Here is a 26,571-nt window from a genome sequence, read left to right as displayed (position 1 = left end):
AGGTCGTCCCGCTTTCAGCAACGAATGTTGCTGAATGGCCGCCGCCGGAGACAGGCGGAACCCAAGGCGTACAAGCTGACCATCCCGACGAACGAATCAGACCCGCTCACCCGCACGCACCCTGGTCATGAATGGCTCTACGTGCTCAGCGGCCGCCTGCGCCTCGTCCTCGGTGACTACGACGCCACACTCGGGCCCCGCGAAGTCGCCGAGTTCGACACCCAACACCCCCACTGGTCCGGTTCCACCGGCGCTGGTGCGGTCGAAGTCCTCAGCATCTTCGGCGGCCAAGGAGAACGAGTCCACATCAGGGCCCAGCCCACCCGCTGAGAGATCCTGGCGGGCCACCGTCACCGGTAGCCTGCGAGAGGAAACAGGCCCGAGATTCGTCAGGAAGGCGGCGGGAGAATGCCTCCGATCACCGAGATCCATGGGCTGTTGATCGCCGACCGCGAGCGCACGACCGATCTGATCTCCTCGCTTTCCGGCAACATCGCCTCGATGGTGGAGGCGTCGCAGCTCACCGCGTCCGACGACGAGCACGACCCCGAAGGGTCGACGATCGCCTTCGAACGCTCACAGGCGAGCACGCTGCTCGCTGCGGCCAGAGACCACCTGGCCGACGTGGACGCCGCGCTCGCGAGGATCGCCGCCGGCAGCTACGGCTACTGCGAACGCTGCGGACGAGCAGTCGCAGGTGACCGCCTGCTGGCCCGGCCCACGGCCCGCACCTGCATCGGCTGCGCCGCCGCCGGCTAGCTGACACCGCGTTGTCGACAAGCACCACTCCTGGTGTGCTGACGGCGACCTGCTCTCCCGACCCGGTCAAGACCACGAGCGTCTCGACCTCGGTGTGCTCCGCGCCGGCGCTCGCTCACAGCTCCCGAGCGAACCGCACCGGTTGGACGCTCTCGGCGCTGTGTCGCGCAGCCCAGTTCTCCAGCGAGGTGCGGCAGGCATGATCGAGATGGTGCAGGCCGGACAGATCGACCTCGACGGGCCGGTCCTGAGGCAGGGCCTCCAGCTGGTCGAGCAGCTTGGGCAGGCGCAGGAACGTCGCGCTGCCGCTCAGACGCGCGACGAGCGGGTCGTGGCCTTCGTCGCTCACCTCCAGGTGCACGCGGGAGGTGTCCCAGGCGGTCTTGACGACCGAAAGAGCCAGTCCGACCAGCACCCCTTCGAACATGCCCACCGAGACGATCGCGAGCGCGGTCGCCATGAGGACGAGCGCCTCGCCCCTGTGCGTACGCCACAGCTGACGGATCTCCGCCAGCGGGATCAGCTTGATCCCGGCGTGCACCAGCACCGCAGCCAGAGCCGCAACAGGGATGAGGCCGAGAGCCGCAGGCACCAGAGCGGCGAAGAGCAGCAGCCAGACCCCGTGCAGCACCCGGGAGGCCTTTGTCCTCGCACCGGCGTGAACGTTGGCCGCGCTGCGGACGATGACCGCTGTGAGCGGCAAGGCACCGAGCACACCGCATACGGCGTTGCCTGCTCCTTGCGCCATGAGCTCCTGGTTGTACCGCGTCCGTGGCCCGTCGTGGAGGCGGTCCACGGCGGCGGCGCTGAACAGGCTCTCGGCCGAGGCGATCAGCGTGAAGGCGAGGATCGTGCCGATCACTCCGAGCTCGGCGAGCCGGCTGAAGTCGCTGAGGCCGGGCGGTTGGATCGAATCCAGCAGACCATGGACTTCTACCTTGTCCACCGACGGCCCGAGCAGCGCGCCGGCGACGATCGCCAACCCGACCGCGGCCAGGGGCGCGGGTACGGCCCGCAACCGCTGTGGCATCTTCTTCCACAGGACGAGCACGACGATCGTGCCCAGGCCGAGCACCAACGACGTCAGTGCGGTCCCGGAGCCCCACGTGTCGACGAGCATGCCGGGAAGTCCGACGATCTTCGCGAGACTTTCGCTGGGCGCGCTGAGCCCCGCCATGGCGTAGAGCTGACCGGCGATCAGCACCAGCCCGATCCCCGCGAGCATCCCCTCGACGACGGAGACCGAGATGGCCCGGAACCAGCGGCCCAGACGGAGCGCACCCATCATGAGCTGGAGCAGCCCGGTGGCGAGCACCAGGACCCCCAGCGCCGAGATGCCGAACTGCTGCACCGCCTGGTAGACCAGCACCGTCAGTCCGGCAGCCGGGCCGCTGACCTGCAGGCTGCTGCCGGGGAGGAACCCGGTGACCAGGCCACCGACTATGCCGGTAACCAGGCCCAGCTCGGCCGGTACGCCGGAGGCGACGGCCACCCCCACGCACAGCGGCACCGCGACCAGGAAGACCACGAATGACGCGGTCAGGTCGGCCAGGAACGTCCCGCGCCTCGACGACGGCGCGTGCGCCGCCGCGCTCCGAAGGGCGCTCACCCGAGCACCTCGACGTGGTCGCGCTGCTGGGCGACCTGGTTCGGGAAGGAACGGGCGTGGTCGAGAAGATGCTGCATCAGATACCCCCTGTGCGCCCCCTGAGCGCATCGGTCGTCAACGGTGGTGCGAAACGCTGGGTAGGTGAGGTGCACGGCGACCCGCGACGGATCGCGACCGGGAACCGACAAGTCCCGGCTGTGATCAAGTCTCTGCACCAAATCTCAGAGCAACCTCAGAGCGCGGGTGAGACGATCGGCGCATGGACCTCGACGCTCGCCGTGTGCTGCTGGTCGAGGACGACAGACGCCTCTCGGAGCTGCTCGTCCGCTTGCTCACCGCGGAGAGCTACGAGGTGGTACCCGTCTTCGACGGCCAGGCCGGGCTGCACAACGGGCTGACCGGCCGGTGGGACGCCCTGGTCATCGATCGCACGCTTCCCGCGATGGAGGGGGTCGATCTGGTCCGCCGCCTCCGCAGCCGTGGGATCACGACGCCGATGATGCTGCTCACCGCACGAGGTACCACCGAGGACCGGGTAGAGGGTCTCGACTCCGGCGCTGAGGACTACGTCGTCAAACCCTTCGACAGCGACGAGCTCTTGGCGCGCCTGCGCGCCCTCCTGCGCCGGCACACCGACACGTCGCCCATGATCGATCTCGGCGGCCGCACACTCGACGTCTCGACCCGCCGGGTGCTGTCCCCCGGCGCCGAACCCGTCGAGCTGTCCGCCAAGGAGTGCGCGCTGCTGCGCGTCATCGCCGCCAACCCGGGCCGCGTCCGTAGCCGTGAGGAGCTCCACCGGCGGGTCTTCCAGAACGCGGACAGCCCGAACGCCGTCGACACCTACATCTACTACCTGAGACGCAAGCTCGGCCACGGCATGATCCGCACGGTACGCGGCCTTGGCTACCGGCTCGGGCCTGCGTGAGCGCTGCGATCAGCGACCGTAGGCTGCTGCGCAGGGCGTCACTGGCCGTCGCGCTCCAGACCGGCGCAGCGGTCGCGATCGTGGTGTCCGCGGTGATCGCCCTGGTGTACGTGGTCGGTCTCGAGGCTCGGCGCGATGCGTCCGAGAACAAGCTGCACGCCAAGGTCGCCGAGGCCGGGAGTCACCACGTCACCCTGGACGGCACCGACACCGTGGTCCTTGACGGCATGCCCACCAGCTGCCCGGAGCGCCACGTGCGCGAGACCGCAGCACGCCTGCCCGACGGGCAGTCGCGCGTCGATATCTGTGGCAACCCGTTCCTCGCCTATGTCGGAGAAGCGGCCGACGGCACCCGCGTCACCGCCATCATGAACTTCGTCGAACAGCAGGAGGAGACCGAACGGCTCGCCCGGTTCTCCCTGGCAGCCGGCGCCCTCGGCGTCCTGGCATCCGCGGCGCTCGGCTGGGCATTCGGCCGCCGTGCCGTCCGCTCGCTGGGCGAGGCCTTGGCGTCGCAACGACACTTCGTCTCCGATGTCAGCCACGAGCTTCGGACTCCACTGGCCATCGTGCTGACCCGCGCCCAGCTTCTGCTCCGCGGATCGGCGGCCGACCAGGCACAGCGGCTGGAGCTGGAGCAGCTGGCCCAGGACGCCAAGATCGCTGCAGAGGTCGTCGACGACCTTCTTCTCACCGCGGAGATCCAGCACCGGCCGCTCCCCCGGGTGCCCGTCGACCTGAACGCTCTCGCGCAGGAGGTGCGAGCCTCGTTCGCCGCCCGGGCCGAGCTCGCGGGCGTCGAGCTCCTTGTCGACGCCCGACCCGACACCAGCTACGTCGTCAAGGGCACCACCAGCGCCCTGCGACGCGCGGTCTCCTCCCTCGTCGACAATGCGTTGGCACACGTGCGCCCGGGCGGCCGAGTCGTGATCGCCCTGCGATCACGCAGCACCGAGGTTGGCCTCGCCGTGATCGACGACGGCGAAGGTCTCGACCCAGCTCTCGCGCGTGAGCTGATCAAACGGTTCCGCCGCGGATCGAAGAAGGAAGCGGGCAGGATACGCCTCGGACTCGGCCTCGCACTCGTCAACGAGATCATCAGCGCCCACGGCGGTACGTTGACGATCGACGGCGCTCCCGGGTCCGGCGCGACCTTCGCACTGGTGTTCCCCACGTCGGGCCCCCAGGAGCGCCACCGTGCCGCGACGGGGCCCGCGCCAGAGCGTGATCGGCATGCATCGAAGAGTTGAGCTACGTGAGCGAGGTCCTGGTGCTGCGACTACGTCGGGTTCTCCGCGGGGGAGAGCGCGACCGCGACGTCGTACAGGCCAGGGCTCGAGATGACCGGTGTGTCCGAGCTCTCTCGCGCGGCCTGGGTGCGTTCACGGAACTCAGGGTCCGTACCGGCGGCGTCGAGGGCCTCCTGGCTTGCCCAGTGGGACACGTTGACGAGCTGGAACCGGGTCTGCGACGAACGAGCCCGATGGAGCCGGGAGTCGATGAATCCTGGCTTGGTGCTCATGAGCGCGGCGCGTCGCTCCCACTGGGCGATGAACGCGTCGTGATGCTCCGCCGAGATCTCGAAGATGTTGATGAACGTGACGGACTGCTCCGTCGTGGTCGTGGGCAGGTCTGGGCCGGGGGCGCGCGGCGGGATGTTGTAGTTGAGGCGAAAGACGTTCCCGGGGTCGTACTCCTCCTTCAGGGCGGTGAGCCGCCTGTGGTCGGCCGAGGTGTACGCGGTGGCGACCAGGTCCTGACGGGCGGCGGCGCCGTGGCCCATGAAGTTGAGGAACCGGCCGCTCGTCCAAGGCTCCAGGTCTGTGAACAGGCGCTCGAGGTGGGCCTGTGCGTCGGCGGGAGAGACGCCGGTCAAGGGGACCAGCGCGGCCAGCATGAAGCGCGCTTCGCGGTGGCCGACGGCGTTCGGGTGCTCGGCTCGGCGGGCCAGCGTGCCGCCGAGGTGGCGGAGCTCCACGATGACGGGCAGGTCCGCTCCGGGGCCTGCGTGCTCGAGGATCGTCCGGACCGCGTCGTCGTCCAGGTCCGACAAGAGGGCGTCGTCGGCCGCCCACGGCATGGGCACCGGTGGGTCGTCGTGGATCTCGGCGCTCTGCTCGTAGGGCATGTCGTGCAGGGTCTCCAGCAGCAGCGAGCCGACCTGGCGGAGCGGCGCGACGATGCGGGCACCGTCCTCGGGGGAACCGGTGAAGGCGATCCGCAGGTGCCAGACGTGCCGCCCGCGCAGGGGTTCGGGCACCTGCGGGTCGTCGGGGAACGGAATGAGCGCGACGGACGAGTTCATCTCGTCCGGCACGGTGGCGGCCCACTCCCGGTACGCCGCCAGCAGGCCGGGCGTCTGTCCGGCGTCGAAGAAGAGCCCGCCGCCGAAGAGCCGAGCGACCGGGACCAGGCCGAATTCCATCTGTGTGACGACGCCGAAGTTGTCCCGCCCCCCGAGCAGCGCGAAGTACAGGTCCGGTTCGCCGGCCGGGGTGACGTGGTGCAGCCGTCCGTCGGCGGTCACCACGTCCATGGCTGCCACCTGGTCTGCCGCCCAGCCGTGGCTGCGTCCGAGCAGCGGGAGCCCTCCGCCGAGGGTGTAGCCGACCACCCCTACGTGCGGGGCCGATCCGTTCAAGGGTGCCAGTCCGTACCGGGCCGCCTCAGGCACGACATGCTCGAAACGGGCGCCGGCCCCGACGCGTGCGCGGCGGGTCTCCGGGTCGACGTGGACGGTGGACATCCGTCGCGTGGTGATGAGCAGCCCGCCCTCGGCAGCCGTCGAGGAGCCGTGTCCGGTGCCCAGGACGGCTACCGGCAGACCCTGCTCGGCAGCGAAGGCCACGGCTGCGACCACGTCCTTCGTCTGCGTGGCCCCGACGATCACGTCGGGGTGGTGCCGCACGGCCAGGTTGAAGCCTGTCCGTTCCTCGTCGTAGCCGTCCTGGCCCGGCAACAGCACGGGGCCCTCGATTGCTGCGGCAAGGGTGTTGATGAGATGACGTTCCACAGTTCCGCTCCTTGGTAGTGCCGACAGGAGCGAGCATGGAGCGCAAATATGACGCCTGCTGTCATATTATGTGCGGGTGAAGTTCGACCGCCTTCTGTCGATCATGCTGCTGCTCCAGCACCGTGACCAGGTCTCCGCGAAGGAGCTGGCCGAGCGGCTGGAGGTTTCGCAGCGCACCATCTACCGCGACGTCGAAGCGCTGTCGGCGGCTGGTGTCCCGGTGTATGCGGAGCGGGGCAGAGCCGGCGGCATCCGGCTCCTGGCCGGGTTCCGGACCGACGTCACCGGTCTGACGACCGACGAGTCACGTGCGCTGTTCGTGCTGGCCTCGCAGAGCGCCCACTCAGCACTCGGGCTCGACCAGGCTCTCGGCTCCGCGCTGCGCAAAGTGATGGCCGCACTACCCGCACCGCACCGTCCAGTGGCTGAGCTGACCAGGCGACGCATCCTTGTCGACCCTGACCGCTGGTACGCCCCCGCCAGCCACGAGACCGACCTGGAAGCCTTGTACGCCGCGGTCCTGAGCGATCGTCGGCTACGCATCCGCTATCGCCACAGCGGCCAGGCCGTGCTCCGCTCGTACACAGTGGACCCCTACGGGCTGGTGGCCAAGGCCGGCACCTGGTACCTGGTCGCCGACCACGGCGGCACGCCGCGGCTCTTCCGCACCGACCGGCTGTCAGCGGTCAGCGTCGCCGAGACCGAGGCGCGCCGCCGGCCCGGAACTGAGCTGGTCCATGTCTGGCAGGATCTGCGCCGCGAGGTCGAGGATCGAAGTGGCGGCGTCCGGGTCGCCGTCCGGCTGCGGCGCACGCGCCTGGACATGGTGACTCGCATCGCCGGCACCTACTTCACCGGGCCACCGGTCTCGGAGCCGGACACGGAGCCGGACACGGAGTGGCTACAGGTCGAGATGCTCTATCCCGTCGTGGAGGCCGTCCGTCACCTGCTCCAGTTCGGCGCCGATGTCCAGGTGGCTGGGCCTCCGGAAGCCCGCACGGAGATGGCGCGTGCCGTCTCGGAGCTGGCGGAGGCCTACACCATTGTCTGAATCTCTGGTGGATGTGAACCGAGCCCTTCGCGGCTCACATTCACCGCGGTCAGGTCGAGATCGGGTTCCTGGCGGCCGAGCTCGGGTGGAGTCGACGGCACCAGGGTGACCGCTTCCGTATGGAGGTCGGTATGACGCCGAAGCAGGTCGTGTGTGACGCGACACCGACACACGGCTGACCTGGGCGGTTCCCCGCTCGGGCGCAGGGTCCAGCAGCTCGTTGACGTCCACGGCCTCGCTCCTCCCCGGTGGGCGGCGGGCGGAGGCGGACAGGAACGGAGCGCTCGCCCAGATGCGCGGTCTCGCTCGACGGTGCAGCATCGGAGAGCATCACCCACCGCCACGAAGAGGAGGACGGACCTGAGCGAGTTCACAGGCCTGTACTGGCGGGCCGTACGACGGACCGCTCGGGGCGTCAAGCAACGATCCAGAAGGCCACCGGTCCCGCCGGCCCCGGGTTCCGTCGACTCCGCCCTGGTGGCGTGCGCCGGCGCAGACCCAGCGGTCTTCGGCCCGGTCTACGACGCGCTGGCCCCTTTTGCCTTCGGCGTCTCGCTCGGCGTGCTGCCCGATCCGAATCACGCTGCCGAGGTGACGCAGGACGTGATGGTGGAGGTGTGGCAGACCGCTGCTCAGTTCGACCCCGCGCGCACTTCTGCTAGCACCTGGGTCGCGATGATCGCTCGCCAGCGGGCGGTGGACCGCGTCCGTGCCGAGCGGTCCTGGCAGGACATGAACCAGCCCAAGCTCGACGCGACCGTCGCGGACGTGGCTCATGCTTACGCCGCCGAAAAGCTCGAGCGCCGGCCCGAGGGCGAATCCGTGCGCCGTTGTTTCGACTCCTTGGCCCCGACACAGCGCGCGGCCATCGTCGAGGCATACTACGGCGGCCTCACCTACCGCGAGATCGCCGAGCATCTCGACGCAGGGCTCCCGACCATCACGGCCCACATCCGCGACGGCCTCGGCCGCCTGCGCGAATCGCTGGGGTTGTCCCGTGGCTGACGACGTTCCGGGCCCACCAGCGAAAATCCGCGTACTTTGTACTCGATGATCTCGGCACAGGGATGTCTTGACCGCCTGCTGGGCCGTTGCTTCTCTTGCGGTGGCCGAGCACAGACGGCAGAAAGCGTGATGGAACGGTTGTCGGCACCGTGACCCGCCCCGTCACCCGCACGGTCGACGTCTTGGTCATCGGCGGTGGCCAGGCAGGCCTGTCGATGGGCGAGCGCTTGCGACGCACCGGCCGCGAGTTCACCATCCTGGAGGCGGGCGACCGCGTCGGGCACAGCTGGCGATCGCGGTGGGACTCGCTGCGGCTGTTCACCCCTGCGCGTTACGCGCACCTGCCCGGTATGCCGCTGCCAGTACCGCCATGGTCCTATCCCGGCAAGGAGACGATCGCCCACCACCTCGAAGAGTACGCCGCTGAGCTGCACCTCCCGGTGGAGGTCGGCACGCGGGTCACGGCACTGCGCCGGACAGGACGCGGGTTCAGCGCGGAGACGACCGCGGGACCATGGGAAGCCGCTCACGTCGTGGTGGCCACTGGTCCGTTCCAGACCCCGTCCGTCCCGGCGTCATCCGACGACCTCTCGAGCCATGTCGCCCAGCTCCACAGCAGTGAGTATCTGCGACCGGCACAGCTGCCCGACGGGACCATCCTGGTTGTCGGTGGCGGGAACTCGGGCTATCAGATCGCGTTGGAGCTGGTCCACAGCGGCCGTGACGTGCACCTGTCACGGGGTCAGCACAACGTCAGCGTGCCGCAGCGCCCCTTGGGCCGCGACCTCTTCTGGTGGCAGGACGTTCTCGGTGTCCTCGACATCCCGGGCGAGAGCTGGCGCGGTCGCCGGATGCGCGCCAACGACAGCACCGTGATCGGCCTACCGCTGCGCCGGCTCACCGCCGCCGGCGTCGCACTGCACGAGCGGGTCACATACGCCGAAGGTGAGTCGGTCCGATTCGCCGACGACACCACTCTGAATGTCGACGCAGTCGTCTGGGCCACGGGATTCCTCACCGACTTCTCGTGGATCCAGATACCGGGCGCCCTGGACGAGTCGGGCAGCCCCGCCCACCACCGTGGCGTCAGCACCATCTCCGGCCTCTACTTCCTAGGCCTACCGTGGATGCACACCACGGGCTCGGCGCTGCTCGGCTTCGTCTGGCGCGACGCCGCCCACCTGGCCGCGACCATCCAGGCACGGTGCCCACACGTCGAGGGACACCAGACAGGCACGCCGGGTCAGTTCGACTGAGCCGGAGCGCCCCTCCCCCGCTGACCACGATCAGCCAGCCCTTCCACGACCTGGGCGTGCGTGCGCCCCGGCGGGATCCGTCGCCAGTCCTTCAGCGTGCTCCGGGCCCTGGCGGTGGAATCGGCGGCCGTGCGGAAGGGTTTCCAGGGGTAGCGGGCGCCGTACAAAACCTCGATCGGAGCCTCTGCCGACTCGGAGACGGCCCGCGCAGCTCGACGAAGGGTGGAACCAATGCTGCGGTCGATGCGGTCTCTTGCCGAGTGTCACCGGGCAGGCGGCTCGGACTCCGACGACACCGTCGAGCGCTTGCGCGCTGTTGCCGACGACCTCTCCGGGGCGCGACCGTGACCGCGGACCCGACACCGTGGTCGGCCTATCTTGGGGCTTACCACGGACAGCGACCGGGCATCACCGAGGCCGCGTTCGAGCGCGCCTGCGACCCTCTCCTCGGGTCGCCCCACGACTGGCTCACCGCCGCGTTGGCTGACCGGCCAGGTAGCGTGCTCGACGTCGCCTGTGGCAACGCTCCCCTGCGACCACGGCTGTCCGGTGCCAAGACCTATCTTGGTGTCGACCTCTCCGAGGCCGAGGTACGAGCAGCCCAGGCCCTTGGCCGGGGTCCAGTGGTAACCGGCGATGCACGCGCCCTGCCTGTGTCCGACGCTTCGGTCGACGTCGTCGTCTCCGCGATGGGGCTCATGCTCGTCCAGCCTCTTGCCACAGCGATCGAGGAGGTGGCACGGGTGCTGCGCCCGAACGGAACGGCCGCGTTCCTCCTGCCCGCCCGGGCCCCGCTGCGCCTGACGGACCTACGGCCGCTCGCCCTGCTCAGCCTTCACCTCCGTGGGCCTGGCTCGATGCCGCAGCACGTCGGCCGACGTCGGATCACCGCGCTCCTGGAACAGGCAGGTCTGGTGGTTACGCAGGCCACGACCCATCGGTTTCCGTTCCACCTACGGACACCCTCTGACGCACGCCTCGCGGTGCAGTCCCTGTACACACCCGGCCGAAGCCCTGAACAGCTGATGGCCGCCGAAGCCGCGCTGGCGGGGATCGCGGGACCTGGGCGGGAGCTGCCGCTGCCGCTGCTCCGGGTGGTGGCCCGCAAGCCGGGATGAGACGTTCGGAAGACCACGAACCTGCCCGTGCGTCGAGCTCATCGGACACCGTGACGAGAGGACGAAGACATGACCGACCGGGATTCCCTGCTCGATCGGCTCGCCCACTGGTGGACCAGCACGCGCCCGGTATCGGTGGAGAGCCGAGCAGTCCTGGCCGAGCGGTGGGCCAGGCTGCCCGAAGACGTCCGCACACCTGCTCAGCTGCTCGGCCGGCACGCCGTGGGGTGCGAAGGCACGCACGGCGTCTTCCCGAAGTGCAACCTGACCTGCACCCCCTGCTACCACTCGGCGGACGCCAACAAGGTTCGGATCGACGCCGAGCACACGCTGACCCACGTCGAGGCACAGCTCGCCTACCTCCGGCGGGAGCGCGGCCCCAGGGCCCACACCCAGCTCATCGGCGGTGAGGTCACGCTGCTCGACCCCGACACGCACGCCGAGGCGCTGCTGATCATGCGCCGGCACGGTCGGGAGCCGATGAGCTTCACCCACGGCGACGTCGACGAGGACTACCTGCGCAAGCTCGTCCGGTCCGCCGACGGCACCGTGCGGCTTCCTCGGGTGTCCTTCGCCGGGCACTTCGACTCCCTCATGCGAGGTCGCCGCGGCCTGCCACGGCCGCGCAGCGAGGCCGAGCTCGCGCCGTTCCGCCGCGAGTTCACGGAGATGTTCAGCCGGCTCCGGCGCGACCTCGGGGTACGGTCCTACCTCGCTCACAACATGACTGTCACCCCGGCGAACCTCGACGAGGTGGCCGACGTCGTGCGGCAGTGCCGGCCCCTCGGGTTCTCGATGCTCTCGTTCCAGCCCGCGGCCTACCTCGGGGACTCGCGCCGGTGGCGCGAGGACCTGCGCTCCGCGACACCGGACGCCGTCTGGTCCGAGATCGAGCGCGGAGCTGGTGCGCGCTTGCCCTGGCAGGTACTGCAGTTCGGCGACCCACGATGCAACCGCACGGCCTACGGGTGGCGCGTCGGCGAGCGCTGGGTGCCGCTCCTGGACGACACCGACCCAGCGGACCTGGCGGTCCGGGACGCCTTCCTCGAGCGCCTGGGCGGGATGCAGGTCGGCGCGACGCCTGCCCGAGTGCTCGTACCCCGGCTGCTGCGCGCCCTCGCCGCCAACCCGGCTCTCTTCGCGGGAGCTCTGGGCTGGGCCCGGCGTGCGGTGCGACGCTCGGGCGGGCCGGTCGCCGTCGCGCGGAACCTGCCACGCCCGCTGACCTTCGTCATGCACAACTTCATGGACGCCGCCGACGTCGCGCCCGCCTGGGAGCTGCTTGAACAGGGCGTCCTCAGCGCCGACCCGGGCGTGCGCGCCACGCAGGACCGGCTCCGTGCCTGCTCGTACACCATGGCCCACCCCGACACCGACCGGCTGGTCCCGGCCTGCGTCCAGCACGGCGTGCTCGATCCGGGCGAGAACGTCGCGCTGCGGCGGCTCCTGCCCCTGGTGGACGTCACCTCGAGCCCGTCACGTGGTCGCCCGCCGTAAGACATCCCGAGAAGAACCCGACTCTCCCGAACGCATCGACGTAGCGGGCGGCACTGCGTGCCGCTGATCGAGCGGCAGGACGACCCCCACCCGGTCCCCCGGCTCGAACCTCTCCCCCGGTCCGGACTCCGTGGTCAGGCTCATCCCGGCGACCGTCACCTCGACCAGTGCCCGGGCGCCCCTGGCGGTCACCGCTGACACCACCCCGAGCAGGTCCGCCCGGCGGTCGGTCGGCACCAGCCTGATAGCCTCCTGGCGGACGACCAGGGTGGCCGGTCCTCGAGGTACCACGACGTCGGCCGGGAGCTCTAGCGTCCCGAGCCTGGAGTGGTGCGCGCCGTCGTCCACCCGCCCGGCGACGGCGTTGCGCCCGCCGAGGAAGCCGTGCACTGCCAGCGAGACCGGCCGTGCGTAGAGCTGATCGATGCGGTCGTGCTGCGCGATGCGGCCATCGAGCAGGACCGCGGTGGTGTCGGCGAGCACCGCCGCCTCGTTCTGGTCGTGCGTGACCAGCAGGATCGTCGGCTCGACGGCAGCCCGCAGCTCGACCAGCAGGGTATGCATCTCGGCCCGGACCGTGGGGTCGAGCGCGCTGAACGGCTCGTCGAGCAGCAGCACGTCCGGACGGGCGGCGAGCGCGCGTGCCAGGGCGACGCGCTGTTCCTGTCCTCCGGACAAGGTTGCGGGGCGGCGGTGTGCGAGGGAGGTCAGGCCGACGAGGTCGAGGAACTGTGCGGCGTCGTCGCGGGCCTGGCCGCGGGGTGAGCCGGCGACGAGGAGCGGGAAGGCGACGTTGTCGAGCACGTTCAGGTGCGGGAACAGGCGAGGGCTCTGGAAGACCAGGACGGTGTGCCGTAGTTCGGGCGGGATGCCGGCAAGGGAGCGTCCGTCGATGAGCACCGTGCCGGAATCGGGGGTGTCGAGTCCGGCGACGAGACGCAGTGCGGTGCTCTTGCCGGATCCGGAGGGACCGAGGAGTGCCACGCAGCCTCCGGCGGGGACGGTGAGGTCGATGGCGTCGAGGGTGGGGGCGCCGGTGGCGGGGTACCACCGGGTGAGTCCGGTGATGGTCAGGGTTGCGCTCATCGCTGCGTCCTTCGTCTGGACAGTACGGTCACCGCGGTCAGGAGGAGCACGGGTGGGATCGTGGCCAGCAGGGCCAGGACGGCGATGGTCGGGTCGTTGCCGCTGGCTGAGGCCGAGGCTCCCAGGAGCAGCGGGAGGCTGACGATCCGGCCGGCGCCGATGAGCAGGGTGACCACGTAGTCGCTCCAGCCGACGAGGAAGGCGAGGAAGGCTGCCGCGGCGAGGGCAGGTGCGACCAGGGGCAGGTGCACGCGAAGGAGGACGTGCCTAGACCCTGCGCCGAGGGTGCGTGCCGTCTCCTCGAAGCCTTCGTCGTACCCGGCGTAGGCGGCGCGCATGATGTAGGTGGTGTATGGGACGGCCGCGACGACGAGCACGGCGACCAGCGCGACCACTCCGGGGACGCCGAGTCGTAGCGCCACCGTGGTCAGCCCCATCGTGACGGCGAACGGTGGGACCGCGACCGGGGCGAGCAGGAGCGCGGTGACCATCTTGCCGTACGGGACGCGGCCCCGCGCCAGGGCGCGGCCGGCCATCGCGCCGAGGGGCGTGGCGATGGCGCTGACGGTCAGTCCGAGCAGGAGCGAGCGGGTCAGCGCGGGCCAGGCGCCCTGGGCGGTCGCGGTCAGCCAGCCACCCACGCCCCAGACGGTGGGAGCGAGCTCCGGGTAGGGCCACCGGTCCGCGAACGCCCAGAGCAGGATCGGCAGGAAAGGGACCAGCAGGAGGGCGGTGACGGCGACGGTCCCGGCGCGACGACCCCACTTCGCCGCACGGGCTTCGACCCGTGCACGCAGGACGCGGCGACCCGAGCGACCATGAGGGGCGGGCGTCACGAGCGCGGTCATCGGAGCACCGCCACGCGTCGGAGCAGTGCCGCGCCGGCCACCAGGGCGCCCGCGGCGACGGCGACCGTGAGTACCGCGACCGCGAGCGCCTGCGGGCGCATGGTCAGGTCGGTGTCGGAGAACAGTCGGAATGCCAGGACGGCCAGCGGTTCCGGGTAGGTGCGTCCGAGGAGCCAGGCGACCTCGTAGGAGCCGACGACGTACGCGAAGGAGATGGTGCCCGAGACGACGAGCGCGGGTGCCGCCAGGGGCAGGGTGACGCGGCGTAGCCGCTGCCAGGGCCCCGCGCCCAGGCCGGCCGCGGCCTCGTCGAGGTCGCGCTCGGTCGTGGCGAGCGAGCTCAGCACGACGACGGCGACGAACGCTGATTCCTTCCAGGCGAGCTCGAGGACCACCGCCACCCACCACGGCCCGCCGACCAGGGCGGGGAAGGTGCCCGGCTGTGCTCCGACGAGCCGCGCGACGAGCCCGGAGTCGGCGAGCAGCAGGCCGACGGTGGCCGCGCCGACCAGGTGCGGGATCGGGACCACTGCCGCGGCGACCGCTGCGAGGCCACCGATCCGCGAGCGCTGGACGAGCACGGCGGCCGTCGCCCCGACCAGTAGCGCGAGCGACGTGCTGGCCGCCGCGATCGCGACACTGACTCCCAGGCCGGTCAGCACGTCGTCCACGACGAGGGCACGGTAGGCGGCCGAGGACAGCTCGGGTTTCCCGACGAGCGGGAGGAGGCCCAGGCTCTGGATGACGGCGGCGCCGAGCCCTGCGCCGAGCACCAGCACCGTGGGCAGGAGTGCCGGCAGGACGAGGAGCGCTGCCCGCCGGGAGGAGGCCGTCCGCCTGTTCATCTGCGCCCGCTCAACGCTGACCGGTCAGCACGTTGTCGCGCCAGCCGCGTTCGAGCGGCGCGACCCAGTCGGCCGAGAGCTCTGGATCGGCTCCACGGGACAGCTCGTCGAACGGCGGTACGACCGTGGACGGCGCCAGGTCGGCGAACTGCTCGGCGAGGTCGTCCGGCACGCGGTCCAGTTCGAGCACGGGGTACTGGCCCCACACGGCGGGGTCGGCCTTGGCGAGCTGCTGTTCGGGCGCCAGAGCGAGGTCCGCGACGACCATCGCGCCCGCCTGGTGAGCGGCGTTGGCGGGGATCGCCAGGAAGCTCGCGTTCCCGAGGGTCCCGTCGTCGAGGGTGAGCACTCGGGTGGTCTCCGGGAACGTGCCGTCGGCGACCCGGGCGTCGAGCGTAGCGGGACCGTACGTCATCGTGAAGTCCACCTGGTCACCGGCGAACAGGTCGTCCAGCGCGGCGGCATCCCGGGGGTACGTGTCACCACCGCGCCACAGGGACGGCTCCAGGTCGGCCAGCTCGGCCCACAGCGCCGAGGTGGCGCCTGCGGCGCCGTCGTCATCGGGGCCTGCCGGGACCTGCTCCGGGCCACCGGTCACCTCGTAGAGGCTCTGGCGGAGGAAGGCGGAGCCGGTGAAGTCGGGCGGCGCCGGATAGGTGAAGCGCCCGGGGTGCGCACGGGCCCAGTCGAACAGCTCGGTGAGCGACGTGGGCGGGTGCTGGACGTCAGCGGCGTCGTAGGCCAGGGCGAACTGGGCCTTGTGCCAGGGCGACTCGCAGCCCTCGACCGGTGTGCCGAAGTCCTCGGCCAGCAGGGGGTCCGTCGGGTCGAGGTACGCGCTGTTGGGCAGCAGATCGGTCCATCCGCACTCCCACGCCCCGGCCTGCTGCCCGGTGCGGAAGTTCTCGCCGTTGACCCAGACCAGGTCGACGGCGCCGTCGGAGTCCTGCCCTGCCTGCAGCTCGGACACCACGCGGTTCAGGGCGTCAGCGGTATCGGCGACCGGCACCCGGCGCAGCGTGACGCCCTGGTCGGCGGCAGCTGGGGCAAGCACGTCGTCGACGTACGCGTTGCCCTTCTCGTCGCCACCCCACATCCATAGCGACACCTCTTGTCCGCGCGCGTCGGCCGCGACGTCTTCCCAGGAGGCGTACCCGTCGTCTGCGGTGCCGGTCCGGTTGCTGACGGGGGCCGCGCAGGCGCTGAGTGCTACCGCTGCCGCAGTCGCCAGAGTGCCCAGCGCTCGTGCGCGCGTTCTCCGGGTCGTCGTGCGCCTCATCCGATACCTCTCGTCGTCGTGCCGGTCACACAAGACTGGCCGGTCGGAAACGGAACACAACTGGAAGCCCGCGGGCTTCCATAATCATGAACATGTGGGGACGTCTGGCCGGGCTCGTGCTGCTCCTGCTCGTCGGAGTGCTGCTCCTGATCGTCGTTCCGTGGCCCACGGTGACCGAGCTGCACGGTCAGGTCGCGGCAGCCGGCGGCTGGGCGCCGGCCCTGTTCATCGCTGGCTACGTGGTCGCCACGCTGCTCCTGCTGCCCAAGAACGTCCTGTCCGGCGCGGCGGGCCTGGCCTTCGGCCTCCCGCTGGGCATCGCGCTCGTGTGGACCGGGGCGATGCTCGGGGCTACCGCGTCGTTCTGGCTCGGCCGTGCCCTGGGGCGCGAGGGCGTGGCACGTCTCGCCGGGCGACGCCTGGCCCGGCTCGACGATCTCGTCAGACGACACGGAGTCCTGGCTGTACTCGTCGCCCGGCTCATCCCCGTGGTCCCGTTCACCGCCATCAACTACGGCAGCGGGCTGACGGCGGTGAGCTTCACCGCCTACCTGCTCGCCACCGCCGTCGGGATCCTGCCCGGCACGGTGGCCTACGTCGCGGTCGGCGCCTACGGGACCGATCCCGGCGCCTGGCAGTTCCTGCTGGCCGCCGGTGCGCTGCTCGTCCTCAGCGTGGGCGGTGCTGTGCTGGCCCGACGCCGTTCGCGGACCGACTCCGGACGCGACAAGGAAGCCGATGCCGACGCACGGCCCGTCTCCACCGAGGAGTCCTGATGCTCGACGCTCCCGTACGGAACCTGCTGGCCGGACCCCTGGACGCCGTCGCCGCCCGGATCGACCGGCAATGGATCACGCCGGACCGCGTCACCATGGCAGGGCTCGTCCTCGGCCTCGCGGCAGCAGGGGCCGCCGCGCTGTCCTGGTGGGCCGTCGCGCTGGTGCTCTGGCTGGTCTCGCGCGTCGCCGACGGCCTGGACGGACCGCTGGCCCGCCGGCGCCGGGCGCGTGGTGTGGGCACGACGTCGGGCGACGCCGGTGGATTCCTCGACATCACCGCCGACTTCACGGTCTACGGCGCCTTCGTGCTCGGTGTCGGGATCGGCTGGGGCGGCTCTGTGCTGCCGTTCCTGACCGTGCTGCTCGCCTACTACATCAACGGCACAGCGTTCCTGGCGTTCTCCTCGATCGCGGAACGGACCGGCCGGCGGCTGGACGACGGCCGGTCCCTGTCGTTCCTCGGCGGCTTGGCCGAGGGCACCGAGACCATCCTGGTGCACAGCCTCTGGGTCCTGGCGCCGGCCATCGCCGGCCCCGTCGCCTGGGTATGGGCCGGTCTCGTGCTGCTCAGCGGCAGCCACCGCATGGTGACCGGATACCGCATCCTGCGTGCGCCCGCAGCCGGTGCCGAGCGTTCCGAGGACTGAGCGAGCCTGCCGGCCTGAGCCGTCGTACGAGCGTGACGTCAAACCCGCCACTGCTCACATGCGACTGCACTCCTACCGCGATCTGATGGAAGCGGCGCCCGCCCGGACCGGGTTGCCACCACAGTGACCGCGTCCGCCCAGGACGGGTCGAATGACGAGGAGCCACACGTGACCGCACCGCACCAGCCCTGGGACCTGCTCGTCGTCGGCGGGGGGACCGCCGGGATCGTGGCGGCCAAGACCGCCGCACGGCTCGGTGCCCGGGTGGCGCTCGTCGAACGGGACCGCATCGGCGGAGACTGCCTCTGGACGGGATGCGTGCCGAGCAAGGCGCTCCTCGCGGCCGCAGGCCGGGCTGCCGAGGCGCGCCGCGCGGCAACACTGGGCGTGCACGTGTCGGGTGTCGAGTCGGACTTCGCAGAGGTGATGCGCCACGTGCGCTCGGCGATCGCGGCGATCGAGCCACAGGACACACCCGAGGCGCTGACGGCGGCGGGGGTGCACGTCATCCAGGGCGACGCGGTGTTCACCGGCCCCACGTCCGTCGACGTCGATGGCCACCGGACCAGCTTTCACCAGGCGCTCATCGCGACGGGCGGGCAGCCCGCGATACCCCCGGTCCGCGGGCTGGCCGAGGCCGAACCACTGACCAGCGACTCCGTCTGGGATCTCGACACGCTCCCCCGCCGCCTCGCCGTCATGGGCGGCGGCAGCATCGGTTGTGAGCTCGGTCAGGCGTTCGCCCGGCTCGGCTCCCACGTGACCCTCGTCGAGATGGCGCCCCGCCTGCTGCCGCGCGAGGATCCGGACGCTGCGGCACTGGTCCACGCGGCGCTCGTGCACGACGGCGTCGACGTCTTGGTCGGCCACCAGGCGGTCACCGCCCACGGGCAGCCGGGTTCCGCCGGCACGCTCGTGGTCGACGACGGCGCGGGCGAGCGCAAGGTCTCCTACGACGCCCTGCTCGTCGCGGTAGGACGCCGTCCCGGATCCGGCGGACTCGGGCTGGACGCCGCCGGCGTCGACGTCGACCCGAAGGGGTACGTGACCGTCGACGCGCAGCTGCGCACCTCCAGCGCGCGGATCTGGGCCGCGGGGGACGTCACACCGCATCCCCAGTTCACGCATGTCGCCGGTGTGCACGGCAGCCTCGCGGCGAGCAACGCCGTCCTTGGCGTGCGCAGGCGCGTGGACGCCTCGGCTGTCCCAAGGGTGACGTTCACCGATCCGGAAGTCGCCGCCGTCGGCACCCCGACCTGGGCGCACGACGGCGGTCCGGACCCGCGGACGCTCACGCGCGAGCACGTGGACGTCGACCGGGCGCAGGCAGAAGGCCGCACCGATGGGTTCTCGCGCCTGGCCCTCGGGGCACGCGGCCGGATCCTGGGCGGAACCGTCGTCGGTCCTCGCGCGGGGGAATCGCTCGCCGAGGTCACCCTCGCCGTCCGGAAAAGGCTGACCGCCACGGACCTCGCCGGCACGACCCACCCGTACCCCACCTATGGCGACGGCGTATGGAACGCGGCGATCTCCGCGGTCCAGGACCGCCTCGCCGCACCGACGACCCGGTGGCTCCTGACCGGGCTCGTCGCACTGCGGCGAGCCTGGAGCAAGAGGTAGGGCTACGAAGCCGAGAGCCCGTCGGCGAATCGCTTGAGGCGGGCGACGGCGTCCGGGTCGACAGGTGGCGGATCCTGGCTGCCTGCCGCGAGGGCCGCCTTGATCGCCAGGTACGTCTCCGCCTCCAGGCCACAGCGGCGGCACGTCTCGAGGTGTGCGGCGACCACGCCGGACGTGGCCGGCTCCGCCTCACCATCGAGGTAGCTCTGCAGCGTCTTGGCCACGTGATAGCACTCAAGAAGCGACATCCGGATCATCACATCCCCTTCCTACGGGGCGCCAGCCCCGCTGTGGCGAGGTCCGCCCGGATGCGCGCGCGAGCCCGGTGCAGCCGGCTCATCACCGTCCCACGCGGAACTCCGAGCTCGTCCGCAGCCTCCTGGTAAGACAGTCCCCCGAGGTCGACGAGCTGCACGACCCGCCGGTGCTTGTCCGACAGTGCCGCCAGCGACTTCTCCGTGGCCGCTTCGAAGAGACCACTGACCACGACGTCCTCCGCCGCCGGTACCGGCGGGCCGACCCGGTCCAGGCCGTCGCCCACACCGTCACCGTCGGCGAGGAGCACGGCACTACGGACCCGGAGCCGGTTGAGGTGCGTGTGCCGCATGATCGTCAGCAACCAGGCCCGCGGATGAGCCCCATCGAACCGGTGGATCGCACGGAAGGCACGGATCAAGGTCTCCTGGACCAGGTCCTCGGCGTCGGCGTGCTGGTGCGTCAGCGCGAGGCCGACGCGGTAGAGCACCGGTATCTCCGGCACCACGTACGTGTCGAACGGTGACAGTGGCCCGTCCGGGACGGCGTCGGGCAGGGCAGCGTTCCCGGCCCGGTTCACCGCTGCTCGACGAGGACGGCGCGGCAGCCGGTGTCAGCAGGCATTCCGATCAGCATCTTCCCAACCTACGCGGGTCAGCCGGTGGACCGGTTCGTGAGCCGCTCGCGGACCTGCGCCAACGAGGGGTACGGCGCGAGGCGCCCGTCCACGCGGTAGACGCGGCACGCGAGGTCGGTCGTCCTGGTTTCGCTGGACACCGGCTCGGCCTGGGGCTAGCGGAGCTGTTCCGCCAGGTGGAGCAGCGAGATAGCCTCCAGGTCCGGCGGCCGGAAGTACTCCGGGTAGCGTCCGCCGGTCCGGTTGATCCAGGCGGCGGCCAAGCCGGCTCGGTGCGCTCCGTCGGTGTCCCAGGCATGAGCAGCCACCAGCATCGCGTCCATCGGGTCCACCCCGCAGGATTCCAGCGCGAACGCATAGGCACCGGGCGCCGGTTTCCAGATGCCGGCCTGCTCCACGGACAGGAAATCCTCGAAGGCATCGCCCACCCCCGCATCGGACAACAGCCGCTGCGCGACCGACTCCGACCCGTTGCTCAGAGTGACCAGCCGGATGCCCAGCTCTGCCAGCGCCCGCACACCACCGGGTACGTCCGGATGAACTGTCAGCCTCGAGAACCCGGCCATGATGTGGTCCACGGCCTCCTCCACCGGGCGGTTCAACGGCATCCCCGCCAGAGCCGACCGGAGTCCCTCGGCGCCCAGCTGCGCAAAGGAAGGGTTCTCCTGGGCGACCGTGAGCGCGAACCCGTCACGCAGCAGACCCGCGAACCAGGCTTTGGCCAGATGCGCCGGGGCGCCGACCGCCTCGAACCTCCCGGCGATCGGCTCCATGTCCGACAAGGTCTCGTTGACGTCGAAGACCAGGAGCCGCGGCCTGCGCGGGCCTTCTGGGCTCACCGGATGGTCAACGCTGGGGATCGCGACGTTCAACGTCTGCTCCTCCTACCCGCCCGTCCTGGAACCGCGGCGCCGGAATCTTCCGCGTCCACAACACGATGCCACCACCTCGCCGACGCTGCTCCGCCATCGCCGCACCACGAGGTCGGCGATCTCCTTCTCGAGGTCCGCTGCCTGACGACGTACGGCCGCCGTTTGCTGGCTCGGCTCGGCCGTAGCCGTGTTCGAGCGGCCTCATCTGCCAGGAGCACGATCCGCGCCCGCTGCGGCGGTTCAATGCGAACATTTCCGCGACGGAGACGAATCTCTGCGCAAGAATTCGGGGCATGGTCACCAGCGACGTGAAGGCTCAGGATCCGGCCGGTGGCGGAACTCGGACGCTGGGCCGCCATCTCCTCGACGCGTATCGCGCGTTCGGCATCTCCGTCGGCATCCCCGGCCTTGTCTACGGGGCCTTCCTCGGAGTGCTCGCCGTCATCGACGACTCCGGCTCCGGTGAGGGGTGGGGAATCCTGGTTGCCTGGTTTCTCGGACTCCTCGTAGCTCTGGCCCTGTCATTCGTCCTGCACATCGTCATTGCCCGACGGCTGCGTCTCGGATGGGTCCACGCCCTCACCGTGGTCCCGCTGGCGATCGCCGGCGTGTGGTTCGCCGGGGCCGGAGCCTGGCCCGGATCGGACCGGGCCGTACCGACGATCGTGACGGCGCTGGCGGCACCCGCCATCGTCGGCCTGCTGACCGCGCCAGGTCTGGCCCGCCGGTCACGGTGGCTCGCCACCGGAGCTGCGGTGCTGCTCCTGGGTCTGACGACGGTGGCCGACCGAGCTGTCATCGGCGTCCTGCATCACGCCGACGTCCGGGCCCAGGCAGCCGCCTGTCCAGAGATCACGCTCCTCGCACCACAGCAAGACTCACCCTGGGTGCCTCGCGAGATCGACTGCTCCGAGGGCTCCGCGCAGATCGCGCTACGGCCGGGTTACGACCGGGACCAGGAGGTCCTCGTCATTCTCGATCCGCCCGGCAGTCCCTTCTTCGAGGGTGAGCCTTTGGTGCACGGGGCCTATGTGACGGTCGAGGGCTCCGACCTGCTCGGGGTGCCGCAGGAGGAGTTCGTCGCGTCGCTGGAACCGGTCACGGTCGACGAGTTCGCCCAGCGGGCGTGCGGAGTGTGCCAACTCTTCCAGCACCGGGTGGGTTAGAGGTCACCGGCGTCTCTGAACGCTTCTCGGCAGACCAAGATTGTCATCGGCACCTGGGCGCCGGTCGCGCCCAGGTGCCGGAGATCCCGCAGCACTGGATCAGCTGTCGTCGCTCACAGTGCCTTCGTTGGGCGACGTCATGTTCGCGTACTCCTCGATGCGGTCGATGAGACCGCCCTTGAAACCGAAGTACATCGCCACGGGCAGCTCGGTGCCGGACCCGTCGGGCATGTTGATGTGCAGCACGTGCTGCTGGAGCACCTCGTCGGGCTTCTGGAACTGACGGGTGATCTCGTACCGCAAGGCAACGACACCCCCGCCGCTCGACATCTGCTCGAGCTGCTCGAGGTTCTCCTCGATCGTCTGCTCGCCCTTGCCGTCGTTGTGCCACACGGTGGCCGTGTCCGTGCACATCGCTCGCATGCTCGCGAAGTCGAACTTCTCCAGATGCCGCAGGTACTGGACCGCCTTCTCGGTCAGTTCCGGTCCCATGATTCCGTCCTGTCCTTTCTTGTCGGGCTCGGTCACAGTGCTCCTGCTGTTCTCGTCGAGGACGAGTGCACGTTCCCCGGCGTCGACGACGACCGGAAGATGGTTCGCTTCAAGCGGGATCGGGCACGGGAACGCCGTGGAGAACACATGGTGCGGCAGGATCACCTGGTTGAAGTCGACCCGGAGGGTGCTGCCCCCGTCCGGCGGGAGCGTCAACCACCGACCGATCTCGGGTGTGTCGGTGCCGCTGCTTGGATCGGTGAATACCGCCAGACGCAGGCCGGGGACGGACTCCAGCACCACCAGGGTGTGCTCCTGGCCGCCGAGCTCGACGACCAGGTCGCCCGGGGCAGACACGGTCTCCTTGCTCCGCGGGCTGGTCAGTCGTCCCACCTCGACCGTACGACCGGGCACCGCCCGGTACTCGGCGTCGACGACCCAGCTCGGATCGTAGGGATAGCTCGCGATATCGCGCAGCCTCGTGAGAACCGGTGCGGCAGGGTCCCAGACGACCATGCCGTAGGTTCCGCCCCGTCCCTGGACGAAACACACCCGCCCGTCAGCAAGCTCCACCTGGCTGCCGGATGTCACTTCCACCGCACCGGTCACCGGTCGCCCGCCGATCGACACTCCGTCCGCAGCGGTGGCGGTGAGGGTCAAGACCCCCGAGGCACTCACCTCCCATCGACCGGGCAGGCCCTGCAGCCTTGGTTCGGGATGCGAGAGCATGGCCAGCTGGACGGTGCCCGCCTTGCCGCCCGGGCCGGCGATCTCCTCCCAACGGTTCTTCCGCCAGGTCGCGTACTCCCCCGGTACACCCAGGTCGCCAGAGTCCTCAGTGGACATAGATCCTCCTGTTCCTGTTGACGCCCGGAACGAGCGCCCTTCAGGTGCCACCCTGTGAGGACCGCGCGGAAATGCGCAAACATTGTTGCTGTTCTGGCAAACTCGCAGCCATGAACGACGAGAAAGGCGAGGGCCTCGACGCCGTCGGACCCCGGCTGCGCAGGCTCCGCCACGAACGTGAGATCACGCTCGCCGAGCTGTCGGCCGCTACCGGCATCTCCGTCAGCACGCTGTCCCGACTGGAGTCCGGCTCCCGGCGACCGACCCTGGAACAGCTGCTACCTCTGGCCAGAGCCCACGGCGTCACGCTCGACGAGCTGGTTGACGCCCCAGCCACCGGTGACCCACGTATTCACCTACGCCCCATCCACTGCAAGGGAGGGCAGACCGTCCTGCCGTTGACCCGGCGCCCCGGGGGTGTCCAGGCCTACAAGTTCATCGTTCCCGGAGGCCGCCCCTCGGATCAGCCCGCCCCCAAGACCCACGAGGGGTACGAATGGGCCTACGTCCTCAACGGAAAACTACGGCTCGTGCTCGGTGAACACGACATGGTCCTCTCGCCCGGTGAAGCCGCCGAGTTCGACACCCGCACACCACACTGGTTCGGCGCCGCAACCACCCAGCCCGTGGAATACCTCTGCCTCATCGGACGACAAGGCGAACGCGCACACATCCGCGCCCGCACCACCTCCCGGAAATGAACGAGCTCTCCAGCCGGGCAACCACAGCCGTCATTCTGTGACGTTTGCCGAAGTGGCGAACAAGTTCGGTGTTCTCCCACGCGGCGCGTCGCGACAGCTACAAGGAGCCGTCCCGATCCGGTCACGAAGGAATGCTTCATTCAGCACCCAGGGTTCTCCACAACGACCCTCGACGACATACCATTGATTGCCGATATAGAAGTAGCCGGCACCGCGCCTTGCCGTTCTCGATAGAAGGAACTTTGCCCAAAACCATGTCACCGCTGTTCTAGCCGTTCGTCGTCATCCGAGGATCGGCGCACGGAACTCCACGCTCGGTTACCGAACATCGAATGAATTCAAAGAAGCCTGGCACACGGCGAATATCGCTGCGTAAGAATCATCGGAATCAACTGTCCAATAGTTCTTGGGACCTCTCAGCCACACCACCCCTCGCCCTACCCGCGCGATCTCTTAGCCGGGAGTCCGTCGCGCTTGCTTCTCTGAGCGACGCTCTGGGCTTGGCCGGCGTGGATGTCGCTCACCCATTCCCAGCCAGGCTTGGCCGCGGGGCCGATGCGCGGGTCGCTGGGATCACGGCTGTCGCGCAAGGCGTCCACGTACGCGCGATCCAGCTCGATCCGTGCGCGCACCTGGCCCGCCCCGCCGATGGAGCCGTGACCCGGAATGACAACATCCGCCTCGTCCGCCACGCCCTCGAGCATCCGCAGTCCGACCAGGTACTCCTCGACCGGGTCATTTGTGCTGGTGAATTCATCGAGCATCGGAACGAAGACGTCGGAGAGCATGTCGCCGGCGATGAGAACGCCGCGCTCCACGATCACCAACGCCGCATGGCCCGGGGAATGCGCCGGGTGCTCGATGATTCGAACCTCGGGGCCATCCCACGGGATCTGCGAGGTTCCGGCGGGCAGGCCCGTGATCAGGCCGAAGAGGTCCAGTGGCGTGTCCTCGGCTATCTCCGGCGGCAGCCCTTCGGCAGCGCGGGCCTTCCAGTCCCCGTTCGACCGCAGGTCTCGCATGATGGCTGCACAGCGGGCTGTGCCGTACCGGGGCGCGTCGCCGAGCGCGGCATCCCAGAGCACGTGATCCCAGTCCGGATGCGTCGAGAAGCCCGCCACGACAGGCTGGCCCAGCTCCCGAAGGTCGCTCGCGAGGCATGCCATCTCCTCGCCGGTGATCCCGGCGTCGATGAGCAGCACGCCGGCCGAGCCCCGCACGACGACGGTGTTGTTCAGGAGTAGCTCGCTCTGGTGGACCAGCACACCCTCCGCGACCTGCGTCAACATGGGCTCTCCTTTCGCGCGTGGCTTGCGACGGGCTTGACGGTGTTCATGATGCCCTCCCGGGTCGGTAGCAGACATTGACTTCGGCGCTCATTCGTTCCTCCTGGTGTCGTGTCGTCGGTTCAGCCGAGTGCAAGGGTGGCGACGGCGAGGGTGCAGATCCCGATCCCGAGGCGCTGTCCAGAGCCGATCCGCTCTTTGAGCACGCCGGCCGCGAGCAGCACGGTGACGGCGGGGTAGAGGGAGGCAAGGACCCCTGCGATCCCGAGGCTGGTCGCACCGGTGGCGACCATGAACGCGAGGGTGCCAAAGGCGCCGAGCACACCGGACGCGATGCCCCATCCGAGCACACCGCGGCGGGGACGCCAGGGCTGTCGAAGGCTTGCGGCGGCCACCACCGTCAGGATCGCGCCGATGAGCTGGTTGGCGGCGAGCGGCAGGAGGCCGGCGTCGTCCGAGATCTGAGCAAGTGCGATGAAGAGGATGCCGAAGCCCACTCCGGCGACCGCGCCGTCGACGAGCGCGCCGCGCCCGCGGGTCGGCCGATCCAGTGTGGTCTCGCGCGAGACCAGCCAGATCCCCGGCAGGGCCCCGAGCATGCCGACCCACGCCAGCCAGCTGGGGCGGTCACCGAATGCCACCCCCGCCAGCACTGGCAGGGCGGCGGCTCCGACCGCCGAGATCGGCGCGACGAGGCCCATCCGGCCGCGTGCGAGTCCGCGGAACAGGAAGATGCTGCCGGTCGCCGACCCGACCCCGGCCAGAAGCGCCCAGGCGAAATCCGCCGGAACCGGGCTGCCGGGCAGCGCCAGGCCGGCACTCAGCATGACGACCGCGCCGGCTGCCTGCCCCACGAGAACGATCCGCCACGAGGAGTGCCGGCGCGCGCCCACGCCGCCGATGAAGTCCGCGGCGCCATATGCGATGGCGGACGAGAGTGCCAGGAGGATTCCGAGGTTCACAACATCGAACCTAG

At 70.1% G+C, this 26,571-nt stretch carries 27 protein-coding genes; 14 read left to right on the top strand and 13 right to left on the bottom strand.

Going from position 1 to position 26,571, the window contains the following annotated elements; translation table 11 throughout:
* Nucleotides 1–24: 24 nt before the first annotated feature.
* Nucleotides 25–330 (top strand): cupin domain-containing protein, encoded by a 306-nt coding sequence (locus tag APR04_RS22495; protein WP_253874585.1) that lies wholly within the window; start codon nucleotides 25–27, stop codon nucleotides 328–330.
* 78 nt (nucleotides 331–408) lie between these two features.
* Nucleotides 409–759: a TraR/DksA family transcriptional regulator gene (locus APR04_RS22490; RefSeq protein WP_253874526.1), complete on the top strand. Its 351-nt coding sequence runs from the start codon at nucleotides 409–411 to the stop codon at nucleotides 757–759.
* A gap of 115 nt (nucleotides 760–874) precedes the next feature.
* Here APR04_RS22490 and APR04_RS22485 read toward each other — a convergent pair whose 3' ends face one another.
* Nucleotides 875–2,368 (bottom strand): SulP family inorganic anion transporter, encoded by a 1,494-nt coding sequence (locus APR04_RS22485; protein WP_253874524.1) that lies wholly within the window; start codon nucleotides 2,366–2,368, stop codon nucleotides 875–877.
* Nucleotides 2,369–2,627: 259 nt separating this feature from the next.
* Between APR04_RS22485 and APR04_RS22480 the strand changes: the two genes are divergently transcribed.
* Complete coding sequence (locus APR04_RS22480) at nucleotides 2,628–3,296, top strand: response regulator transcription factor (RefSeq protein ID WP_253874522.1); 669 nt, start codon at nucleotides 2,628–2,630, stop codon at nucleotides 3,294–3,296.
* Nucleotides 3,293–4,546: a sensor histidine kinase gene (locus APR04_RS22475; protein ID WP_253874520.1), complete on the top strand. Its 1,254-nt coding sequence runs from the start codon at nucleotides 3,293–3,295 to the stop codon at nucleotides 4,544–4,546. The genes APR04_RS22480 and APR04_RS22475 overlap by 4 nt, the downstream gene beginning before the upstream one ends.
* Before the next feature lie 29 nt (nucleotides 4,547–4,575).
* Here APR04_RS22475 and APR04_RS22470 read toward each other — a convergent pair whose 3' ends face one another.
* A complete protein-coding gene (locus tag APR04_RS22470) occupies nucleotides 4,576–6,309 on the bottom strand; it encodes an FAD-binding protein (protein ID WP_253874512.1) in 1,734 nt (577 codons plus the stop codon).
* A gap of 76 nt (nucleotides 6,310–6,385) precedes the next feature.
* On the opposite strand from APR04_RS22470, the gene APR04_RS22465 reads away from it, so the two are divergent.
* From APR04_RS22465 to APR04_RS22445, 5 genes are all read left to right on the top strand, one after another.
* Complete coding sequence (locus tag APR04_RS22465) at nucleotides 6,386–7,360, top strand: helix-turn-helix transcriptional regulator (protein ID WP_253874510.1); 975 nt, start codon at nucleotides 6,386–6,388, stop codon at nucleotides 7,358–7,360.
* Between the two features lie 477 nt (nucleotides 7,361–7,837).
* Entirely contained in the window at nucleotides 7,838–8,365 is a 528-nt protein-coding gene (locus APR04_RS22460; RefSeq protein ID WP_253874508.1) for a sigma-70 family RNA polymerase sigma factor, read from the top strand.
* Between the two features lie 149 nt (nucleotides 8,366–8,514).
* Nucleotides 8,515–9,621, top strand: coding sequence for a flavin-containing monooxygenase (locus APR04_RS22455; RefSeq protein ID WP_253874506.1), 1,107 nt, complete (start codon nucleotides 8,515–8,517; stop codon nucleotides 9,619–9,621).
* 344 nt (nucleotides 9,622–9,965) lie between these two features.
* A complete protein-coding gene (locus APR04_RS22450) occupies nucleotides 9,966–10,739 on the top strand; it encodes a class I SAM-dependent methyltransferase (RefSeq protein ID WP_253874504.1) in 774 nt (257 codons plus the stop codon).
* A 69-nt stretch (nucleotides 10,740–10,808) separates the two neighbouring features.
* Nucleotides 10,809–12,236 (top strand): hypothetical protein, encoded by a 1,428-nt coding sequence (locus APR04_RS22445; protein WP_253874502.1) that lies wholly within the window; start codon nucleotides 10,809–10,811, stop codon nucleotides 12,234–12,236.
* On the opposite strand, the gene APR04_RS22440 is transcribed toward APR04_RS22445, so the two are convergent.
* From APR04_RS22440 to APR04_RS22425, 4 genes are read right to left on the bottom strand one after another with little or no spacing between them, the layout of a single operon-like run.
* Nucleotides 12,216–13,322, bottom strand: a complete 1,107-nt coding sequence (locus tag APR04_RS22440; RefSeq protein ID WP_253874500.1) for an ABC transporter ATP-binding protein — start codon at nucleotides 13,320–13,322, stop codon at nucleotides 12,216–12,218. The genes APR04_RS22445 and APR04_RS22440 overlap by 21 nt on opposite strands.
* A complete protein-coding gene (locus APR04_RS22435) occupies nucleotides 13,319–14,170 on the bottom strand; it encodes an ABC transporter permease (protein ID WP_253874498.1) in 852 nt (283 codons plus the stop codon). The genes APR04_RS22440 and APR04_RS22435 overlap by 4 nt, the downstream gene beginning before the upstream one ends.
* The gene (locus APR04_RS22430; protein ID WP_253874496.1) at nucleotides 14,167–15,015 is read right to left on the bottom strand and encodes an ABC transporter permease subunit; all 849 of its coding nucleotides are present in this window, start codon (nucleotides 15,013–15,015) and stop codon (nucleotides 14,167–14,169) included. Before APR04_RS22430 ends, APR04_RS22435 begins: the two co-directional genes overlap by 4 nt.
* Nucleotides 15,016–15,025: 10 nt before the next feature.
* Entirely contained in the window at nucleotides 15,026–16,294 is a 1,269-nt protein-coding gene (locus APR04_RS22425) for an ABC transporter substrate-binding protein (protein ID WP_253874494.1), read from the bottom strand.
* A gap of 92 nt (nucleotides 16,295–16,386) precedes the next feature.
* Here APR04_RS22425 and APR04_RS22420 point away from each other — a divergent pair, with 92 nt between their 5' ends.
* The 3 genes from APR04_RS22420 (at nucleotide 16,387) to APR04_RS22410 (ending at nucleotide 19,340) form a co-directional block, all read left to right on the top strand.
* Nucleotides 16,387–17,070, top strand: a complete 684-nt coding sequence (locus APR04_RS22420; RefSeq protein WP_253874492.1) for a TVP38/TMEM64 family protein — start codon at nucleotides 16,387–16,389, stop codon at nucleotides 17,068–17,070.
* Complete coding sequence (locus tag APR04_RS22415; protein ID WP_253874490.1) at nucleotides 17,070–17,720, top strand: CDP-alcohol phosphatidyltransferase family protein; 651 nt, start codon at nucleotides 17,070–17,072, stop codon at nucleotides 17,718–17,720. The genes APR04_RS22420 and APR04_RS22415 overlap by 1 nt, the downstream gene beginning before the upstream one ends.
* Before the next feature lie 168 nt (nucleotides 17,721–17,888).
* Nucleotides 17,889–19,340, top strand: a complete 1,452-nt coding sequence (locus APR04_RS22410; RefSeq protein WP_253874488.1) for a dihydrolipoyl dehydrogenase family protein — start codon at nucleotides 17,889–17,891, stop codon at nucleotides 19,338–19,340.
* 2 nt (nucleotides 19,341–19,342) lie between these two features.
* On the opposite strand, the gene APR04_RS22405 is transcribed toward APR04_RS22410, so the two are convergent.
* From APR04_RS22405 to APR04_RS22395, 4 genes are all read right to left on the bottom strand, one after another.
* Nucleotides 19,343–19,588: an anti-sigma factor family protein gene (locus APR04_RS22405; protein WP_253874486.1), complete on the bottom strand. Its 246-nt coding sequence runs from the start codon at nucleotides 19,586–19,588 to the stop codon at nucleotides 19,343–19,345.
* 8 nt (nucleotides 19,589–19,596) lie between these two features.
* Nucleotides 19,597–20,175: an RNA polymerase sigma factor gene (locus APR04_RS22400; RefSeq protein ID WP_253874484.1), complete on the bottom strand. Its 579-nt coding sequence runs from the start codon at nucleotides 20,173–20,175 to the stop codon at nucleotides 19,597–19,599.
* Nucleotides 20,176–20,249: 74 nt separating this feature from the next.
* Complete coding sequence (locus APR04_RS30695) at nucleotides 20,250–20,372, bottom strand: hypothetical protein (protein ID WP_301312844.1); 123 nt, start codon at nucleotides 20,370–20,372, stop codon at nucleotides 20,250–20,252.
* A 15-nt stretch (nucleotides 20,373–20,387) separates the two neighbouring features.
* The gene (locus APR04_RS22395) at nucleotides 20,388–21,104 is read right to left on the bottom strand and encodes a haloacid dehalogenase type II (RefSeq protein ID WP_253874481.1); all 717 of its coding nucleotides are present in this window, start codon (nucleotides 21,102–21,104) and stop codon (nucleotides 20,388–20,390) included.
* Nucleotides 21,105–21,397: 293 nt separating this feature from the next.
* On the opposite strand from APR04_RS22395, the gene APR04_RS22390 reads away from it, so the two are divergent.
* Nucleotides 21,398–22,270, top strand: a complete 873-nt coding sequence (locus APR04_RS22390) for a hypothetical protein (protein WP_253874472.1) — start codon at nucleotides 21,398–21,400, stop codon at nucleotides 22,268–22,270.
* 99 nt (nucleotides 22,271–22,369) lie between these two features.
* On the opposite strand, the gene APR04_RS22385 is transcribed toward APR04_RS22390, so the two are convergent.
* Nucleotides 22,370–23,608: a DUF1684 domain-containing protein gene (locus tag APR04_RS22385; protein ID WP_253874470.1), complete on the bottom strand. Its 1,239-nt coding sequence runs from the start codon at nucleotides 23,606–23,608 to the stop codon at nucleotides 22,370–22,372.
* Nucleotides 23,609–23,718: 110 nt separating this feature from the next.
* On the opposite strand from APR04_RS22385, the gene APR04_RS22380 reads away from it, so the two are divergent.
* Nucleotides 23,719–24,309: a helix-turn-helix domain-containing protein gene (locus APR04_RS22380; RefSeq protein WP_253874468.1), complete on the top strand. Its 591-nt coding sequence runs from the start codon at nucleotides 23,719–23,721 to the stop codon at nucleotides 24,307–24,309.
* Between the two features lie 437 nt (nucleotides 24,310–24,746).
* Here APR04_RS22380 and APR04_RS22375 read toward each other — a convergent pair whose 3' ends face one another.
* Nucleotides 24,747–25,598, bottom strand: a complete 852-nt coding sequence (locus APR04_RS22375) for an MBL fold metallo-hydrolase (protein ID WP_253874466.1) — start codon at nucleotides 25,596–25,598, stop codon at nucleotides 24,747–24,749.
* Nucleotides 25,599–25,717: 119 nt separating this feature from the next.
* Complete coding sequence (locus tag APR04_RS22370) at nucleotides 25,718–26,557, bottom strand: DMT family transporter (protein ID WP_253874464.1); 840 nt, start codon at nucleotides 26,555–26,557, stop codon at nucleotides 25,718–25,720.
* Nucleotides 26,558–26,571: the final 14 nt, after the last annotated feature.

This window comes from Promicromonospora umidemergens (assembly GCF_024171995.1).
GTDB lineage: Bacteria > Actinomycetota > Actinomycetes > Actinomycetales > Cellulomonadaceae > Promicromonospora > Promicromonospora umidemergens.
Note: the sequence above shows the minus strand (reverse complement) of the source record. Positions and strands in the feature narration are given on the sequence as shown.

Bases quoted from the DNA above. Each gene is read 5' to 3' on its own strand.
- APR04_RS22490 (WP_253874526.1), top strand. From the start codon at position 409: ATGCCTCCGATCACCGAGATCCATGGGCTGTTGATCGCCGACCGCGAG.
- APR04_RS22430 (WP_253874496.1), bottom strand. From the start codon at position 15,015: ATGAACAGGCGGACGGCCTCCTCCCGGCGGGCAGCGCTCCTCGTCCTG.
- APR04_RS22480 (WP_253874522.1), top strand. From the start codon at position 2,628: ATGGACCTCGACGCTCGCCGTGTGCTGCTGGTCGAGGACGACAGACGC.
- APR04_RS22440 (WP_253874500.1), bottom strand. From the start codon at position 13,322: ATGAGCGCAACCCTGACCATCACCGGACTCACCCGGTGGTACCCCGCC.
- APR04_RS22380 (WP_253874468.1), top strand. From the start codon at position 23,719: ATGAACGACGAGAAAGGCGAGGGCCTCGACGCCGTCGGACCCCGGCTG.
- APR04_RS22445 (WP_253874502.1), top strand. From the start codon at position 10,809: ATGACCGACCGGGATTCCCTGCTCGATCGGCTCGCCCACTGGTGGACC.
- APR04_RS22415 (WP_253874490.1), top strand. From the start codon at position 17,070: ATGCTCGACGCTCCCGTACGGAACCTGCTGGCCGGACCCCTGGACGCC.
- APR04_RS22495 (WP_253874585.1), top strand. From the start codon at position 25: ATGTTGCTGAATGGCCGCCGCCGGAGACAGGCGGAACCCAAGGCGTAC.
- APR04_RS22435 (WP_253874498.1), bottom strand. From the start codon at position 14,170: ATGACCGCGCTCGTGACGCCCGCCCCTCATGGTCGCTCGGGTCGCCGC.
- APR04_RS22420 (WP_253874492.1), top strand. From the start codon at position 16,387: ATGTGGGGACGTCTGGCCGGGCTCGTGCTGCTCCTGCTCGTCGGAGTG.
- APR04_RS22425 (WP_253874494.1), bottom strand. From the start codon at position 16,294: ATGAGGCGCACGACGACCCGGAGAACGCGCGCACGAGCGCTGGGCACT.
- APR04_RS22375 (WP_253874466.1), bottom strand. From the start codon at position 25,598: ATGTTGACGCAGGTCGCGGAGGGTGTGCTGGTCCACCAGAGCGAGCTA.
- APR04_RS22405 (WP_253874486.1), bottom strand. From the start codon at position 19,588: ATGTCGCTTCTTGAGTGCTATCACGTGGCCAAGACGCTGCAGAGCTAC.
- APR04_RS22385 (WP_253874470.1), bottom strand. From the start codon at position 23,608: ATGTCCACTGAGGACTCTGGCGACCTGGGTGTACCGGGGGAGTACGCG.
- APR04_RS22390 (WP_253874472.1), top strand. From the start codon at position 21,398: ATGGTCACCAGCGACGTGAAGGCTCAGGATCCGGCCGGTGGCGGAACT.